Consider the following 17,487-nt stretch of genomic DNA (forward strand, 5'->3'; position numbering starts at 1 on the left):
TTTGAGCAGTTTAGACGCCTTGCGTCTGGCGATAATCAGCAATCCCCGATCGGGCAACACTTGGCTACGAAAAATGCTGGCAGCTATTTATGAAATGGTTGAACTGGCGGTGCATCATCCAGATGACATTTCCTGGCACTTGCTACCAGCAAGATTAGTGCTTCAGATTCATTGGCACAGAAGTGATGATTTAGTTTCATTGCTCGCCCAGCAAGGATTTCGTGTGGTAGTTCTTGCCCGCCATCCCTTGGATGTATTGATTTCTATTCTGCATTTTGCCAACTACGAACCAGATACTGCCAGCTGGCTAAAAGGTGAAGGGGGAACTGAGATTTCCATCCTTGAGAAAACACCACTTAGCCAAGAGTTTATCAACTATGCCACTGGGAGTAGAGCAGCAGCACTTCTCTCGATTAGCCCGGAATGGTGGAGGCGAGAAGACACATTAAAAGTTCGTTATGAAAATCTGGTGAATGATGCGGTCAAGGAACTTGCCCAGTTTAACGAACAACTGGGGCTGACCCCAGTCAAGCCTATATTAGATGTGGTTTCGTTGCATTCCATCGATCGCCTCCGCACCACGAGTACAAACAATCACTTCTGGCAGGGAAAGTATGCTCTCTGGAAGAAGCTTCTCACAGCACCCGTTGCTCAAGAAATTGCTCTTGCCCATCAAAACGTGTTAACTAAACTTGAGTATGTGTGTAATGCTAACCCGACTCTAACCGAAGAGCAGGCGATCGCTAACTGGAATGCTATTGCAGTTAAAGAAAGCTTACCTCGCAGTCTCTCTATTTTTTAGAAATCAGCCATTATAGGTACTGCTTGAGAACTTCGGTGGTAGCAAGTCCTGTTTTTGCCCAACTAAATTGTTGGGAGTGAGTGATACCTTGACTAGAAAGATGCGATCGCAATTCTGAATTAGTTGCAACAGCCTGCATCGCCTCTGTAATTTCTCCGGTGTTGTAGGGATTGACTAGCATCGCCGCATCGCCAGCCACTTCTGGTAAAGAGGAGAGATTAGAGGTAATGACGGGAGTACCACAAGCCATTGCTTCGAGGACAGGTAAACCAAAACCTTCCCAAAGACTGGGGAAAACGAGAGCGATCGCTTGATTGATGATGTTTGGCAATTCGCTGTAAGGAACATAGTCAAGGAACTTTACCTGATTAGTTACACCCAATTCTGCAACTTGCACTTTTAAAATCGGGGTGTAACGCGAATCAATTGGCCCTACTAACCATAGTTCATAGTCTTTGCAGTTAGGTAACGCCGCAAAAGCACTGATGAGTCGCTGGATGTTTTTGTAAGGGTCTTGGCGGCCAATATAGAGAAAGTAGTTGCGGGTAGGGAGGTTGAGAGGAAGAAAGTGAGTGCGATCGTGCGCTAAAGGAATCGCAGTAATTTTGCTGGCGGGAATTTGGTAAAAATCGGTAATGTCTTTAGCCGTAGTCTGAGAGATGCAAATAATATGTTGTGCTTGTTTAAAAACTTGGGGAGTGTAGTAGCGGTGGTAGGCTGTGAGTGGTGAAAAGCGTTTGCCAAAGCGCAACGGTATCATGTCAAAACAGGTAACGACAAAACGACAGTTGCTATAAAGGGGTGCTTCCGGTAACGGAGAGAATAAGAGACTCGATTTAAGGTTTTTAGATATTTGTGGTAGTTTAAATTGTGTCCAAAGTAGGCGGTTAAAATGACCTTTTGTGCCGTGGTCTGGGGTTAAGTTTGACGGGATTAAATAGCAATCAAAATTAGGATATTTTTGGGCTACTAACAGAGTAGGTTGGAAAGATTTTAAATAAGGAAAAAGGTTTTGAGCATAGTTGCCTATACCTGTTGGTTTAGACAAGAGAATAGATAAGTTAATAATTAATTGATTAGAGGAAATATTATCTACTATATTCATTTAGTATTTTTTTCATTTGCCTATAATGATTGTAAAACAATAATTTTTACATGAATTATTAAAAATTAGAGAATACTAGGGTAACTTAAGAGCCGTAACTTCTTACACAGCTTTTTTGATGATCATACCAAAGGATGTAGAAGCGAAACGCTCAAATAATAATTTTAAATGTGCTTCTTGTAGCATTTCATGTATTTGACTATAGTATGGAGGAATATCAATAAATTTATCTAAAACACGAGAACCAATATTGAAATCGAGGGGTGCTACTTGATGTCCTGCCGCAGTTAGTTTTTTAGCAATTTGTTCAAAATCTTTTTTTCTAAAAAGTACTGTTCCATAGTTGTCAATAGTTTTTTCTTCTTCTAAATAATTAAATTCTGTCGTCTGTATACTTATTCCTCCAGGAACTAGAGTCTTTAGAGAATTTTCGATAAACAGAAGTCCATTTTTAATGCTACCTAGATGTTCTAATGCACAAGCAGACCAGCAGAAATCATATTTACCTTCTAAGTAAGCAGGAATAGCATTCATATCGACATACTTTAGACTCACATTTTTAGTAAATAGTTCTTTTGTACATAACTCAGGACGGAATATCTTTTCTAAAGAAGACATATTTTGTTTAGTTTCTATCCAACCTTGTGCAGCTGATGCTGTTGGATGTAAATCTGTAGCCGTAATCGCAATATCATAAGCAGCTAGAATACTTGGCAGAGGTTCTTCACCACAACCAAAACCTAAACCTTTACGTCCAGGAGTAAGTAAATCATATTCATATAATGCTTGTAAAATATAGCAAAATTCCCACAATTTTCGATGGTATGCTACCGGAATTTTCATCTCTTGACACCAGTAAAAAAACCAATCTGATTCAATATCATTTTGTTGACAAGCTTTGGATTGTAAGTTGATTTTTTGTGGAGATAAACTACTAGGTATTATCAACTGTTCGCGCAAACTACGAGCATATTCATATCCCAAAGTTTTAATGTTCAAGCTTATAGCATCTGTTGTCGAAGAAGGAAGGCTATACTTTTTTTTCAATGATCTTAATAGATTCAATATAGGTTTGACGATTTGTAGTATTGTATCTAGCATAATTTTCAACTCGCTTTTTAGTTTATTATGTCAAGCTTAATTGCTTAATGTTGGTCTATTAGCAGAATTGTTACTAGTAATAAATAAGTTGATAGTAATTTATTTAACAAATATATAGGATAATATCTCTCTTTTGCAAACCTTGTTATGGTGTTAATTTTAATAAAATTTTATAGAATTTTTACTCAAAAATTGACTGTGAAGTTAATAACGTAAGTTGTTCTAATTGTGGGTTTTTTAGACAAAAAAGATAGATTAACTAATAAATTTTAAGCTTTTATTCAAACTGAATTTAATTATACAAACAAGAGAGAAACTCTTCAGCAGATTGTTGCCATGAGAATGGTACATACTCATTTTTTATACGCTCTATCAAATTACTGTAGTAAATATCTGAATCAAGTAGTTCTTTTAAAGCTTCATACAGTTCTGTTGGTTGAGTAGGAGAGAAATATCTACAAAAATCGCCTCCTACTTCAGGCAAAGATCCACCATTGCTAGCAATCACAGGTTTAGAGTGTTGTAGTGCTTCTACCACAGGTAATCCAAACCCTTCATAAAAGGAGGCTTGAACTAAACAGTAACAGTTTTGATAGAGAAAATCTAGTTGAGCATCGCTAACTGAACCTAGTATTTGTATGAGCTTGCCATACATTTTATTAGATTCTATCAAATTATCAGTTTCTGAGTCCCAACCTTTATTACCGGCAAAAATTAAAAATACATCATCATAACTAGAATTTATTAATAAATCAAAGGCTGCAATAATAGTTTTAATATTTTTATGAGGCACTAAGCTTCCAACTACTAAAATATATTTTTTATTTATTAATTGCTGCAATTTTATATCAGGGTTATTATTTTCTACACTTATTAATAAATCCTGTTTATAATAATTACTACCCAAACGAAAGCTTTGAATAATTTGTGAATTATTATTAGCTAATATCCCTTGATCCCTCGCATTACTATAATCTTCAGCACTCTTTTTAGAGATACATAATACCTTATCAAATAAAGTCGAATAATCACTGTAGAATTTTGTAAAAGCTTTAGTAAATCTCTGAGAAGAAAATTCTGGAAATTTTATGGGAATGAGGTCATAGCATATAACTACAATAGTAACTTTATAAGTTTTTAAAAGTTGTAAAAATCGGTAATAAGTTTTAGGTAAATCCCAATTGGCATCAGCTATTACATAAATATCTCCTGACTGGATTATAGAATCTTCAAATTCAAGGAAAACTTTTTTGTTTGCTAAATTTGAATCAAACAAATCAATTAAATTTAATCTATAAAATAAATTTATAAATTTATTTTTCAGCTTCAAAATTAGAGCTTGAAGTTTTATATTTATTTTAGTTATAGCGAGATATTTGTTAACCTCGATCGAATGGCCATCTTGCTGTTGATTAAGATTAGTCACTCTCCGCATAAAACTACCATCAAACATAACCGCTACTATTTCTATATCTGTGCGGTTTGAGCTTATTTGCAATAATTCAGAAGTTAGTTCTCGAACTACTCGATGGATTCCAGTATTTTTATATGTATGTTTTGCAGTGTGAGTACAATCTATAAATATCTTCATTCTAGAACCTATTTGAAACTATTATTATGCAAATTTTTAATAAATTTTTGACTTAAAAAACTTACCTAAGAAAAGCCATAACTAAAAAACTTAGTAGTTACATCCTTAGGTAAGCTATTTTACTTTTTTCTTAGTTTCAAGTGAATGGTTATTTATGATTAAGAAACTAAAAAGCTAACTGCTTAATTTCTTAAGGTCATAATCAACCATTAACTCGACCAATTGACTAAAAGAGTATTGAGGCTGCCAACCTATTCCATTTTTAATTTTATCAATGCAACCAACTAACTGCACTGATTCATCAGCGCGATAAAAAGCGGGGTCAATCGAGACATAATCTTGCCAATTAAGCCCAACACAGTCAAAAGCACACTCAACAAGTTCTTTAACAGAATAGGTTTCACCACTGGCAATGAGGTAGTCATCAGGTTGTTCCTGCTGCAACATCAGCCACATAGCGTAGACAGCATCTTTGGCGTAGCACCAATCACGACGGGCATCTAGGTTGCCTAATTTTAATTCATTTGCCAAACCTAATTTAATTTGGGCAACTGCGTGCGTGATTTTGCGAAATACAAATTCTGTCCCACGTCGAGGTGATTCGTGAGTATAAGTAATACCACAACAGGTGTAAAGGTTGTATTTCTGCCGATAGTTGACAGTCATCCAATGAGCATAAGCTTTAGCAACTCCATAAGGATTTCGGGGACGAAAGGCAGTGCGTTCGGTTTGAGGCGATTCGTCGGGTTGACCAAAAACTTCACTACTGGATGCTTGATAGAATCTGGCATCAGGTTTGCAGCGACGAATGGATTCTAAGAGGCGGGAAACACCGAGGGCTGTATATTCAGCAGTGAGAGCAGGTTGTGTCCAAGAAAGAGGAACGTAACTTTGAGAGGCGAGATTATAAATTTCATCTGGTTGGCATTCGCTCACTACATCCATAAGGGATGATTGATCGAGGAGGTCGCCGGATACGATTTGAATGTCGCCATAAAGGTGGGTGATACGCTCTAGATTACTGGTGCTAGAACGGCGGACTAGACCAAAGACTTGGTAGCCTTTTGCTATGAGTAGTTCGGCAAGATATGAACCATCCTGTCCGGTTAACCCGGTGATTAGAGCTTTTTTTGTTGTCATGCTCACTTTTTTACAATATATTTCTTCTCTGGAAATACTGAATTATAGCATTGTTACTTTTGGTTTAATACCAACTAAAACTGGATATAGTCCTAACGATAAAACTCGAAACTCTAGTACAGATGTTGTATTTATAGTAAACTTTAGTTTTGTTTTCTCTTTCTTGAAAATATCTCTTAAAGTAAGTTCTTTTTTGGCTAGAACTAGCGCACCAGAATTAGTATAAATATCTGCGATCGCTACAACTAAATCTAGATTACTTCTAGATATTTCATTATCTTCGTCATGGGCAAAAATTTCAAATTCAACTAAATATTTACCTTTGCAATAAGAATCGTAAGGGCCAAAGATTGCAAATCCTTGTCCATCATCAGGATCTACAATCACAAAATACTCTTGTTTGATTTCGATAATTGAACCAATACCATGAAAAATTACCTCATTTTTAATTTTTTGGTTTTCCAGATAAAACTCCTGCATTCGCTTCATTAGAGTTTTATCTGCAAGATCAATTTCTTGAATTTTTTGAGATGTTAGCCACCAAACAAAGCAATTTTGCGGATCTTCATTAATTGCCTTTTCAATCTCTTCTTGATGGAAATTTATGTCTAAACAAGGTTCAATATATCTGCCAAATAAATTAGGCGGCATTCCTAACAAGTCTTTTGGAATTAAACCGAATGAATCTTGAATTTTAAAACCTGAGATTGGCAACAGCTCACATACTTGTTTAAAAGTCAGTTCATGTATATGTTCTGGCTGTTTCCATCCATATCTATTAGTAACAGTATAATTGGGACTATCAAGTACAAAAATGCCATTTGGTTTAAGTACTCTATTGACTTCTAACAGGAAACTTACCTGTGATTCCCAAGATATATGTTCAATAAATTGACCAGCAAATACTAAGTCAAAACTTTGTGACTCTATTAACTTTAGATCGTCTCCATCATGTTGAATCCAAGTTACATTATTTGGTAAATTTAATGGCTTTGAATTTAAATCTATACCAGTGTGATTTTCAATATAGTAAGGATAAAATTTATCGAACCACTCAAAGTACCAATTTCCAGCACATCCAATACTTAATATTTCCTTAGATTGTGGTATTTTTGCAAGGCAAATAGAACGACATTCGTGTAAAAAATCATTAAAGTTGAGTTTTTTTCCTAAAGGAGGCTGTATGAGTATTGCAGTATTGTTTAAATCAAAATTGTTTAAATCAAAATTTTCAACGACTTGCTGTTCTTCCTGATAGGAATTATCAATAGCTCTAGCAAAAGTAGTAAGTACTTTTTTAGATGCATTAGGTATAACTTTTGCTAATTCACGTCCTACATAGTCAGCAAGTTCTTTACTTTTTGCTTGAGGTGAAGAAAGTATTTGCTGGATAAGCTCTGCATATAAATTGGCACACTTATCTGGACAATGTTCCTTAGCAATATAATTATATGCATTTTCGCTCAGGGATTTTCTGTAGTCTGAGTTTTGAGTTAGTAAAATGAGAGATTTCAATATTTCTTCTACTTCATCACTTTGTCCAGGATGGGGTATTTTGAACACCACATCATTGGGAAAATCAGAGAAGGAACCGATATCTGTAACAATAGTAGGCTTACCAACAGACAAAATTCGCAAAAGTGATGCAGAGCTTTCTCCGTTAAAAGGAAATCTTAAGTTGAGGCATATATCTGATACTTCTATGTAACGGTAAAAATCCGGCATATTGACATAGCCAGTAACTTTTACTCGATCTTGTAAACTTAGTTTTTTAATTTCATTTTCTATATTAATTGTACCAAGGTAATCAGTACCACCCACAAATACTAAGTAAGCATTAGGTTGAGTTACAAGATACTTCTTAAATGCATAAATAATTTCTAGGGGACGTTTAGTTTTATTGATAAATCCAAAGGTTGATATTATAAGTTTATCGTTTGGAAGACCCAACTCTTGACATTGATCTATTAGTGATTTTTCCTTATTAACAACATACTTGGGCACTATTTGAGGTATATGAACAATATGGCTATTATCATCACTAAATTCTTTAATAGCACACTTATAAGCCCATTTGCTGTGTAATATGACTCCTAGAGAGCGCGTAAAAATTCTTCTATTTATATAAAGACCTACTTCTGATAATTTCTCATTAATATCTAAATCTTTTGTTTTTAAAAGGTTTAAAATTTGTAATGCTTTATCTTTTCCATAACAGTGTTCTAGTTCTTGAGAAAATTTAATCCCAAGTTCTGGACAACGAGCTTCCATATAATTAATTAGCCCTCCCAAGTAATAGTCATGTAACACGGATATTCCAGGATATCTCATTAATTGAGAGTACATATAAGAATGGTAACTACTATTCCCTATCTGGTAAATAATACCTTCATAGACTTGAGACTTTAATTTCTCTTCAAATTTACTATGAGAAAATAAGTTATTACTAATATTAACCTCGGGCAAATAACTATCGTCATGGTATAAATCAAGGTTAATATGTTTTCCCAATGATGGTAACAAGTCCCAACTATAGTCTGCTATACCAGATTTAGCTGGTGGTAATGGGCTAAAAAAAGCAATTTGTGGTTTTTGACTAACTGAAATAGATACTTTATTTATTAGCTGATGCTCTTGAAACACATCAAGTATATTTTTAGCAACAGATTGCCAAGAAAATTTTGCTGATTGCTGAAGTGCATCCTGTGAGATTTTTGTTCTAAGGTTCTCATCAGATAGAACTTTTTGCATGATGGCAGCCATATCAGAAGGTGAGTATGGATCGAATAGTAATTCATCAGAACCTAAAATTTCTGGCAAGGATGAGCTATTACTTGCAATCGATGGTGCGCCACATGAAATAGCTTCTAATAGCGGTAAACCAAAGCCTTCATAAAAAGAAGGAAAAACGAATAGAGAGCAGGTTGAGTATAAAGCTCTTAATTCTTCATCTGTAACATAATTTGTTAATATTATAGATTTATTAATTCCTAATTTTGACGCAAAGCTAGTTATTTCTTTACTAAAATGCTCAGAAACTTTGCAGGCAATTACTAATTGGTAACATTCTTGCAAATTTTTGGGTAAGGCAGAAAAAGCAGTGACTAACCCTTCAATGTTCTTTCGCCAATCTTCGCCTCCCGTATAAAGAATAAATTTTTTGTAAATACCAAACTTATTTGCAAAAGTTTCGAGCCAAGCTTGGTGTTCATGAGCAGGAATGGGAGTGAAAAAAGCAGAAACACCACCCGAAACGTTTAAAACTCTTTCAGGAGGTATATCGAGAAATTTAATTACATCTTGGCGGGTAGCTTCCGAGATTGCAAATATAAAATCAGCATTTTGTATATTTTTTAAGCGCTTCATGTAGAGTGAGCGCATATTGGACTCGTTTAAGTATCTATCAGAAAAGATGAGAGGTATTAAATCATAGCAAATAACAAAAACTTTTTTAGGAAAATCGCTATAATCAGGTATTGTGGAGTCTAAACCTTCCATTGGGCTAGGTAGAAATATTATATCAACATCTGCTGCCATTAAAACAGTTTTTAATAGTATTTCATTGATGTCGCAACTACCAATGTAAGGGTAATTTACAGAATTATATTTAAAGTAATTGTCATCCAGTTCTGGTACTGGTAGATTACTATTCGTATATAACTGGTAACTGAGAGTATTTTGCTGTTTAAATAGAGCTTCTATTACAGATTGTGTATAACGACCAATACCTCTATTTCTAGAGTTATTTGTTTGCAAAGCTTGAAGATCAATGGCTATTTTCATGCTGCGTAAATTTGAGATTTAATTTTTTATACAAAGTTTTTTTTACATACCAACATAGCTACTGCGCCAGGAAGGTAATTATCTGGATTATGTTCTTTTTCAGATGCTTCTAATTCATTTTCAGTAATAACCCAAGTAAAATCATCCTTACGTACTCCATAGGATATTTGAACTACCCTGAAATCCTGAATTAGTTTTTGTAGTGATTCTTGGTTATATATTCGATGTACTGGTGTTAAAGCTTTTTTCCCATAGGGAACTGTAAGGATAAAACTACCTTCTGGTTTTAAAAGTAAACTAATCTGTTGGACAGCTTTAAGATCGTAATTTTCCTCTGTTTTATCTCCATACCATCCTAAACCAATGTGTTCCAAAGTTGATAAAGCAACCACACAATCAAAGCTAGCTGACGGTAATACAGGGTTACAGATATCAGTTTTAACAAACTTCAAGTTGGGATGAAATAATGCTATAGGGCGAATGTCTATCGCTGTAACTGAATAATTAAAACTCGCTAACTCATAGGAAAGGAGACTTTCGGCAGCCCCTACATCCAAGACTGTTATACTGCTTGATTCATACAAACGGGCAAGAGATTGTAAAACAAAGGTTTTCTCAAATATTCTCTCATTAGTTCCTGCCCAGTAAGCTTCGCCATTTTCGCGATAGCCCACAATTATTGGTTCATTGAACCATAAACCACTAGCAATTTTAGATTCTTCATTAGAAGAGGCTTGGTTCGTTACACTGTTGTCGGCTTGTAATTCAGTAGAAATTTGCTCTATTTTCTGCTCAAGTTGAGAAAGCTGTTCTATTTTTTGTTCAAGTTGAGAAAGCTGTTCTATTTTCTGCTCAAGTTGAGAAAGCTGTTCTATTTTTTGTTCAAGTTGAGGTAGTTGGTCTATTTTCTGTTTAAGTTGAGGTAGTTGGTCTATTTTCTGCTTAAGTTGAGATAGTTGGTCTATTTTCTGCTCAAACTGAGAAAGCTTCTTATTTACTTCTTTATCCCTTGTAGAATATTGATCGGTTTGTTGAATTAAATTGTATAAAAGTCGTCTAACAGCAGAATTATAATAAACTTGTCTTTTAAAGATAGGCCATGATATTTTTTTTAAAATATTTTTTAGCCATTTACGAATAGTATTTGTATATATATCATTAAAAAATAATAAATAGTTACCATCAATTTCTGTAACATAACTATTATTTAGTGGTTGATGAGGTAGAGTTTTGCTTGATTCTTCTTCCTCATTTCCAGCTGGACGATAAAATCTAACGGATTGTTGATAAACATCACTTATACGCTCTAGTATTTTTTCGTAATCCATCTGATTCTCCTGAAATTTATCATCAATCATTCTTCACAAAAGAATACATTTTTGTTTAAAGCTTAACTACAATTTTTGCCTAAGTATATCTAATCATATAGTCTTTCGATTCACATAGTTCATCAAATCATTTTCCTTTAAGCAGAATTACTACTGATAAATAAATTTAGATAATTTAGATTAAATTTTACTTACTGAGTTTAAATAGTAGTCGGCAGTTTCATCCGCGTTTCCCATAAAACGCACTTTTCCTTGATCTAACCAAATTCCTCTAACACAAGATTGTTTGATAAATTTTAAATCATGAGAAACTACTAATACAGTAGCGTTCTGATTCCAAAATTGCTCAATTCTTCGCTTACACTTGTTTTTGAAACTTTCATCTCCTACCGACAATACTTCATCTAATATCAAAATATCCGGCTGTATATCGGTGGCGATAGCAAACCCTAATCGCGCTACCATTCCAGAAGATAATCCCTTCACTGGTACTAATGCATAATCTTCTAACTCTGCAAACTCTAATATTGAAAGCGTTCTTCTTCGCATTTCTGCTCGAGAATATCCCAGTAATACGCCATACAACAAAATATTATCCATCACAGAAATTTCTGCATCAAACCCCGCTCCAAGTTCAATCAATGGCGCAATTTGACCTCGTACTCGCACTAATCCGCTAGTAGGTTGCAAAATCCCAGAAATTATCTTTAATAATGTTGATTTACCAGAGCCATTTGCCCCTATAATACCTATTTTTTCACCTCTTTCAACAACTAAATCAATTTCATTTAGCACCTGTTTCTTCGCAGGCTGGTGATATTTACCTTCCAAAAAAGATAGGAGTGTTTTCTTTAGGTCATAAGAAAACTCTTCTTGCGTTCGTCGCCACAGCGAAACTCGATCTAGGCGAATTACTTCCATTTATTTACAACAAATCCATAAATTGATGCCGCCACAGTTGAAAACAAACCCATCCCAGTGACAAAATAATTATGCCACTCAGCAAGGCTCCCCAAATTAAACTTAAATCTGGTAGCATTCCCGATAGTGTAATCTGCCGGATACTTTCAATAACTGGTGATAAAGGATTTAATCCTAAAAATGCTTTTACTGTTTTTGGAACAATGTCTGGCGGATAAAATACAGGACTACCGATCCAAATTACAAATACAATTAACTCATAAAAATAAGGTAAATCTCTAAAAAATACATATAAAGCGCTGACCAAAAAACCAACTCCCATACAGACTAAAACCAGCGCTAAAAATGGAACCAGCAATGCTACCACGTTTAATAAACTTTTGGATTTAACAAAAGTTATTATTCCTAATAAAGGCAACACTCCAACGGCAAACTGAAACACATTTGCTGCAATCATTGATACTGGGAAAATACTGACTGGGAGACGAATTTTATTTAAAAGTGAGCCGTTACCTACTACACTACTCAGTGCCTGAGAAGTGGAAGCTGAAAAAAAGTTGATTACTACCAGTCCTGTAAATGCTGCTAATACATAGTTTGGGATTGAGTTATTGTAATACGACGAAAACGTTGTCCCAAAAATTGCAGTGTATAGCCCGGTCATAATCAACGGGTTCAACAGTGACCAATAAACCCCTAGAAATGAACCCCGGTAACGCACTTTAAGATTTCGCGCTACCAAGACGTGCAGCAATTCCCAGTAGCGCCACACTTGCAACCAAGTTGAATTACTTTTAACCGAAAGCTTCATCCTTACACACCGCTACAGTTCATAGCTAAATTATTTGCAGATTTTATACTATTGGTGGCTACTTTACCGCATTACTTTAACAATAAAAACTTTATTTTAAAAAGCGTTGTTAAACATAAGTTCCTATGGGACTCATATCTGATTTTTGAACAATATTTTAGATAAAACCCTTATAAAATAGGCTTTTCAGTCTCAGTATGTTTACAGAAATCAAATCGAACTCCTAATAGTTACCATTTTTATACTCTTAATCACATCCTATCCGGGCAAGACCAATGAATTTATCAATTGGTTCCTAGAACTAGCGATCGCAAATAATTAGGCTTTTTACCATATAATTGCTTTATAGTCAATAAAATGCTTTTATTCAGATATTTGTTCATGGAACAATCGAAGCGCTCCTCTATCTAGCAAAGTTGTGCGATCGCAGCCGTTCTTGTGACAACCGCAATTGTGCTTTCGGTATCTATTGTTGCCCGACAATAGCAATTTTCTCTGTTAGGACGCGATCGCTTTTGGGTGTCTTTGAACAAAAAAAGACAAACATTGAGTATGTACCTGTTTGGTTGCCGATTTAATTTTAAGCTGTTAAGTCAGGAGTTAGGAGTTATTCTTTCTCATCTCTCCCCCATCTCCCCTGAATTTATGAGAGCAGAGTCACGGATTCCGCTACACTGAGACTTGGTTTATCTGAATTGTAATCAGGCATGGAAATCGGACAAAAGGTTAAAGTCTTTCGTTTACGCGATCGCGTTTCTGCCCCAGTTGTAAAAAAACTCGGACAAGTGGGTATCATCCAAGGCTACAAAGTCACCGATGGTGCTGGAATCGGTGTAGTAGTGAAGTTTGACGACAATTATTCTACTTGGTTTTTTGAAGATGAAATCAAACCTGTGTAGTAGTAAAAAACTCAGATCCGGGTTTTTCTTTGGCTCTGAAGTTGAAAGCACAGGTTGAGAATCTATGTTGAGTGCTAAGTTGGAGTTGAAAAGATCGGCGGTGAAAATAGGAATCAACTAATGGCTCTAATATTGACATTTTTGGGCAAAGGCGGCACCGCTCGTACCAAAATTGCGATCGCCGCCGCCAAATTATTGGCAAATCAAGGCAAGCGCGTACTTCTAGCAGGACAAGCAGAACCAACATTGTCAATCCTGTTGGGTACTCCCATTGCTGCCGAACCTCAAGAAATTTCTCCCAAGTTACAGGCGGTACAGTTTCAAACATCTGTATTGCTTGAGCGCAACTGGGACGAAGTGAAGAAACTTGAGGCGCAATATCTCCGCACGCCCATTTTCAAAGACGTTTTTGGTCAAGAACTGGTAGTCTTGCCGGGGATGGACAACGCCCTAGCGCTGAACGCTATTCGCGAATATGATGCCAGTGGCAAATATGATGCGATCGTCTACGATGGCACGGGCGACTCTTTAACGTTGCGAATGTTAGGTTTGCCAGAATCTCTGAGTTGGTATGTCCGGCGATTTCGGCAATTGTTTGTCAACTCCGACTTGGGGAAGACAATTACTGAATCACCCTTGATTCAACCGCTGATTAGCAGTTTTTTCAATATCAACTGGACAGCGGATAACTTTGCCGCTCCCACTAACCAAGTCAATAATTTCTTAGAAAAGGGGAGAGCCGCTCTGGCCGATCCCAAGCGTCTCGCTGCTTTCTTAGTGACTACAGGAGATCCGATTGAAGTAGCAAATGCTCGTTATTTATGGGGTAGCGCTCAACAAATCGGTTTAACTGTCGGTGGTGTTTTGCTTGTGTCTACTGAGACAAATGTCAACCTGTCAGAGGAATTTATACCCTTACCTGTAAGCGTCGTTCCCAACTCGCCCACGGGTGATTGGCAACCACTGATAGACGCTCTACCCAACTTTGAAGCACAAGCTTTACAGGCTCCCAAACCTATTGAAATAGACATCCACAATCGTCAAGTACGCTTATTCTTACCAGGATTTGACAAAAAGCAAGTCAAACTTACCCAATATGGGCCAGAAGTCACGGTAGAAGCAGGAGATCAGCGACGCAATATTCCCTTACCCCCGGCTCTAAGTGGCAGACCCGTTGCTGGAGCAAAGTTTCAGAATCATTATTTGATAATTTCGTTTTAAGTTAGTTAGGAGTAGGAACAAAGTTAGGAGTTAAGAGTGAGGAGTTAGGAATAAAAATAATAATTCATAACTCCTAACTCCTGCACAGACGCGATTAATTGCGTCTCTACTAATTCATAACTTCTAACTCCTAACTTCCCACTCTAAAAAAAAATACGTCTTATGTCAGAATCAACTCCCATTCCCCCAGACCCTAACCCATCTGAAGCACTAGACTCAGTGGCAAATAATCTCAATGAGCAAGTGCTCACATCTGCCGATCGCAGTGCGAAAACTAGGCAGATGTTGGGGATGAAAGGTGCAGCGTCTGGAGAAACTTCGATTTGGAAAATTCGTTTACAGCTCATGAAGCCCATCACCTGGATTCCCCTAATTTGGGGTGTAGTCTGTGGTGCGGCTTCTTCTGGTAACTATACTTGGACGCTGGAAAATGTGTTGAAGGTAGCAGCCTGTATGTTATTGGCTGGGCCATTGATGACAGGTTACACCCAAATCCTTAATGATTACTACGATCGCGAAATCGATGCCATCAATGAACCTTATCGCCCGATTCCCTCTGGAGCAATTCCCTTAACCCAGGTAATTATTCAGATTTGGGTATTACTGATTGCTGGCTATGGTTTGGCATTTGCGCTCGATGTGTGGTCTGGTCATGAATTCCCGACAATTACAGCGATCGCAATTATCGGTTCTTTCATCGCTTATATTTATTCTGCACCTCCCCTGAAACTCAAGCAAAACGGCTGGCTAGGTAGCTACGCCTTGGGTGCAAGCTACATTACTCTACCTTGGTCTACAGGACACGCTTTATTTGGAGAACTGAATTCCACAATTGTGATCTTGACAATGTTCTACAGCTTGGCTGGATTAGGTATTGCCATTGTCAATGACTTCAAGAGTGTAGAAGGCGATCGCCAGCTAGGATTAAATTCACTACCCGTAATGTTTGGCATCACCACTGCGGCGTGGATTTGTGTAGCGACAATTGATATATTTCAAGGATTGATTGCAGCTTATCTCGTCAGCATCCACGAAAATTTGTATGCAGCAATACTAGTACTGTTAATCATCCCGCAAATCACCTTGCAGGATATGTATTTCCTACGTGACCCCGTAAAAAATGATGTTAAGTACCAAGCTAGTGCCCAACCTTTCCTTGTTCTGGGAATGCTGGTAACAGGTTTAGCCTTGGGTCATGCTGGCGTTTAATTTGTACCTCCATAGTGAGAAGTTAAGAATTAGGAGTTAAGAGTTAATATACTTTTAACTCCTAATTTGTATCAGGACATACTATGCTTCAATTGATATTTTTCTTAATTAATGGGATTCAACCTTTATTAGTCCCGATTTGTTTTGTAGTTGCTTGGACTGTAACTATTCTGGTTGTGTTGAGTCTCTGGACGGCCGCACGAGATAGTGTTAGTACAGCCAAGCAAATGCATCAAATTCCCTGTACTGGTTGCCAATTTTTTACCGACAATTACCGTCTTAAATGTACTGTACGCCCATCTATTGCCAATACAGAAGAAGCAATCTATTGTCGTGACTATCAACCAAAGACTAATCCTTATCTATATTAAGGAGTGGGGAAGCAGGGGAGCAGAGGAGCAGGGGGAGAGATCAATTCAAAATTCAAAATTCAAAATTCAAAATTAAAGAACTTCTGCCTTCTGCCTTCTGCCTCCTGCCTTCTGCCTCCTCTTTCCCAATGCCCAATGCCCGATACCCAATGACAATTAACTAATCTCTAACAATATCTTTAAAACACCCCGACTCTGGGCGTGTTCAAAAGCTGCAAGCCCTTCAATCAGGGGGTAGGTGGCATGAATCAGGGGTTGCACATCAATTTGTCCTGTGGCTAGTAGCTGGAGGGCTGGGGTAAAGGGGCCACAACGGGAGCCGATGAGGGTGATTTCATCTACTACTAAGGAAGAAGCATCTAGGCTGAGGTTGCCAGCATAAGTACTTTTCAGTACAAGCGTACCACGGGGACGGAGAGCGCGGCGGGCGATCGCAAATCCTTCTGGATTGCCAGTGCATTCTACTGAGATATCGAAATATCCATCTGTAAGATCATCAGCTAGACTCGTTTTTATTCCCCGTGCTTCTAAGTTAGCCAGTTTTTCTTGATGACGCCCCACAGCTACGAGTTCACAGCCCGTTAGAGCTAGTGTCTGAGCTACTAATTGCCCTAGTTTGCCATCTCCAACTACTAGCACCCGATGGTTTGGATGCAATGGCACTTGCTGCTGAATTTCCAAAGCTGCTGCTACAGGTTCAGTAAATGTTGCTACTTCTGTTGGCACATTATCGGGTACTAAATGCAGGTTCTCTACCGGCAAACAAAGATATTCACTAAAGGCACCGTTGCGATTGACAATACCCAAAACTGTACGATTTTCGCAATGAGTTGGTTGTCCGCTACGACAAAACCGACAATGCCCACATACAGCATTGATTTCTCCAACTACGCGTTGGTTAACTAAGTGTTCTGGCCCTTGTTCGACAATGCCGACAAATTCATGCCCTAAAATACCAGTGTAGGGATAGTAGCCTCTAAGTAGTTCCAGATCGGTGTTACAGATACCTGCACGCAAGACGCGTACTAAGGCTTCTCCCTGTGGCGGCTCAGGAACCGGAATATCTGTGCGTAATTGCAACTGCTTATTTTCGAGCCAAAGTCCTTTCATTTCTCTTCACGTCCTTTGCCTAATTATGTTGTCAATATCACTTTGAAAAATGTTTGCAAATAATAAATATAGGGGCATACATCCGTAACCCCATA

Annotated in this window: 15 protein-coding genes; 5 read left to right on the plus strand and 10 right to left on the minus strand. The window is 37.2% G+C overall.

Translation table 11 applies throughout. The features are described from left to right. Position 1 precedes the first annotated feature (1 nt). A complete protein-coding gene (locus RM368_RS13190; RefSeq protein WP_322694462.1) occupies positions 2-802 on the plus strand; it encodes a sulfotransferase domain-containing protein in 801 nt (266 codons plus the stop codon). Between the two features lie 10 nt (positions 803-812). Here RM368_RS13190 and RM368_RS13195 read toward each other — a convergent pair whose 3' ends face one another. The 9 genes from RM368_RS13195 to RM368_RS13235 form a co-directional block, all read right to left on the minus strand. After that, positions 813-1,907: a glycosyltransferase family 1 protein gene (locus RM368_RS13195; protein ID WP_322694463.1), complete on the minus strand. Its 1,095-nt coding sequence runs from the start codon at positions 1,905-1,907 to the stop codon at positions 813-815. Between the two features lie 102 nt (positions 1,908-2,009). Continuing rightward, positions 2,010-3,008: a hypothetical protein gene (locus RM368_RS13200; protein WP_322694464.1), complete on the minus strand. Its 999-nt coding sequence runs from the start codon at positions 3,006-3,008 to the stop codon at positions 2,010-2,012. A gap of 292 nt (positions 3,009-3,300) precedes the next feature. Further along, a complete protein-coding gene (locus RM368_RS13205) occupies positions 3,301-4,599 on the minus strand; it encodes a glycosyltransferase family 1 protein (RefSeq protein WP_322694465.1) in 1,299 nt (432 codons plus the stop codon). 174 nt (positions 4,600-4,773) lie between these two features. Then, positions 4,774-5,739 carry a GDP-mannose 4,6-dehydratase gene (locus tag RM368_RS13210; RefSeq protein WP_322694466.1) on the minus strand — a complete coding sequence of 322 codons (966 nt, stop codon included), beginning with the start codon at positions 5,737-5,739 and terminating at the stop codon, positions 4,774-4,776. A 42-nt stretch (positions 5,740-5,781) separates the two neighbouring features. Beyond that, positions 5,782-9,522, minus strand: coding sequence for a glycosyltransferase (locus tag RM368_RS13215; RefSeq protein WP_322694467.1), 3,741 nt, complete (start codon positions 9,520-9,522; stop codon positions 5,782-5,784). Between the two features lie 26 nt (positions 9,523-9,548). Then, positions 9,549-10,850: a class I SAM-dependent methyltransferase gene (locus tag RM368_RS13220; protein WP_322694468.1), complete on the minus strand. Its 1,302-nt coding sequence runs from the start codon at positions 10,848-10,850 to the stop codon at positions 9,549-9,551. Positions 10,851-11,030: 180 nt separating this feature from the next. Continuing rightward, complete coding sequence (locus tag RM368_RS13225) at positions 11,031-11,771, minus strand: ABC transporter ATP-binding protein (RefSeq protein WP_322694469.1); 741 nt, start codon at positions 11,769-11,771, stop codon at positions 11,031-11,033. A 4-nt stretch (positions 11,772-11,775) separates the two neighbouring features. After that, complete coding sequence (locus RM368_RS13230) at positions 11,776-12,582, minus strand: ABC transporter permease (protein WP_322669883.1); 807 nt, start codon at positions 12,580-12,582, stop codon at positions 11,776-11,778. Positions 12,583-12,989: 407 nt separating this feature from the next. Next, positions 12,990-13,115, minus strand: coding sequence for a hypothetical protein (locus RM368_RS13235; RefSeq protein ID WP_322694470.1), 126 nt, complete (start codon positions 13,113-13,115; stop codon positions 12,990-12,992). Positions 13,116-13,289: 174 nt separating this feature from the next. Here RM368_RS13235 and RM368_RS13240 point away from each other — a divergent pair, with 174 nt between their 5' ends. The 4 genes from RM368_RS13240 to RM368_RS13255 all read left to right on the plus strand — a co-directional run bounded on the left by RM368_RS13240 (position 13,290) and on the right by RM368_RS13255 (position 16,282). After that, entirely contained in the window at positions 13,290-13,481 is a 192-nt protein-coding gene (locus RM368_RS13240; RefSeq protein WP_322694471.1) for a DUF2862 domain-containing protein, read from the plus strand. A gap of 120 nt (positions 13,482-13,601) precedes the next feature. Continuing rightward, on the plus strand, positions 13,602-14,702 hold the full coding sequence (locus RM368_RS13245) for an ArsA family ATPase (protein WP_322694472.1): 1,101 nt from the start codon (positions 13,602-13,604) through the stop codon (positions 14,700-14,702). 162 nt (positions 14,703-14,864) lie between these two features. Beyond that, positions 14,865-15,911 carry a chlorophyll synthase ChlG gene (chlG, locus tag RM368_RS13250; protein ID WP_322694473.1) on the plus strand — a complete coding sequence of 349 codons (1,047 nt, stop codon included), beginning with the start codon at positions 14,865-14,867 and terminating at the stop codon, positions 15,909-15,911. Positions 15,912-15,994: 83 nt separating this feature from the next. Next, on the plus strand, positions 15,995-16,282 hold the full coding sequence (locus RM368_RS13255) for a hypothetical protein (protein WP_322669888.1): 288 nt from the start codon (positions 15,995-15,997) through the stop codon (positions 16,280-16,282). A 156-nt stretch (positions 16,283-16,438) separates the two neighbouring features. Here RM368_RS13255 and RM368_RS13260 read toward each other — a convergent pair whose 3' ends face one another. Beyond that, positions 16,439-17,392 carry an MDR/zinc-dependent alcohol dehydrogenase-like family protein gene (locus RM368_RS13260; RefSeq protein ID WP_322694474.1) on the minus strand — a complete coding sequence of 318 codons (954 nt, stop codon included), beginning with the start codon at positions 17,390-17,392 and terminating at the stop codon, positions 16,439-16,441. Positions 17,393-17,487 lie beyond the last annotated feature (95 nt).

Origin of the sequence: Nostoc sp. DedSLP03, assembly GCF_034530815.1 — a bacterium.
GTDB lineage: Bacteria > Cyanobacteriota > Cyanobacteriia > Cyanobacteriales > Nostocaceae > Nostoc.